Raw genomic sequence first — 863 nt, 5'->3', positions numbered from 1 at the left:
GGCCTGCGCCAATGACAATAACGTCATATTTATTTGACATAATTTTCCCGCCTGAATTAGATATCTAAAAGAATACGTGCTGGATCTTCGATCAACTCTTTGATCGTTACCAAGAATTGCACAGCTTCCTTACCATCGATCATTCTATGATCGTAGCTAAGTGCTAGATACATCATTGGCAGTATCACAACTTCACCGTTGACCGCCATAGGACGTTCTTGGATTTTGTGCATACCCAAAATCGCAGTCTGCGGTGGATTAAGAATAGGCGTTGACATTAACGACCCAAACACACCGCCATTAGAGATAGTGAACGTGCCACCTGTCATCTCCTCGATCGTTAACTTGCCATCGCGAGCCTTACCACCAAATTCCTTAATCGAAGATTCAATTTTCGCTAGGCTCATAGTGTCCGCATCACGGAGAATTGGTACAACCAAACCTTTCTCTGTTGATACAGCAACACCAATGTCTTGATAGCCATGGTAAACAATGTCATTACCGTCTATCGAAGCGTTCACTGCAGGGAATCGTTTGAGTGCTTCAGCCGCGGCCTTCACAAACAAAGACATAAACCCTAGCTTCGTTCCGTTGTGTGTTTTCTCAAATAGATCTTTATACTGCTTTCGCAAATCCATTAACGGCTTCATGTTGACCTCGTTGAAAGTCGTCAACATTGCTGTATTTTGGCTAGCATCAAGCAAGCGACGTGCAATACTTGCTCTCAAACGCGTCATTGGTACGCGTTTTTCTGGGCGTTCACCAACAAACTGTGGCGAATCAGGCGCTGCTGCAACTGGAGCAGATGCAGGCGCTGCAGCAGGCTTTTCACTCAGATATTTCACGATATCTTCTTTTGTAAT

At 44.5% G+C, this 863-nt stretch carries 1 protein-coding gene; it reads right to left on the bottom strand.

What is annotated here, in order from left to right; genetic code table 11:
- Window positions 1-56 precede the first annotated feature (56 nt).
- Window positions 57-863: 2-oxoglutarate dehydrogenase complex dihydrolipoyllysine-residue succinyltransferase (gene odhB, locus A3739_RS27795; RefSeq protein ID WP_082878654.1), on the bottom strand; the 807-nt coding region annotated here is incomplete at its 5' end.

This window comes from Oleiphilus sp. HI0067 (assembly GCF_001635735.1).
The sequence above is the reverse complement of the archived record's forward strand: the minus strand, read 5'-3'. Positions and strand labels throughout refer to the sequence as shown.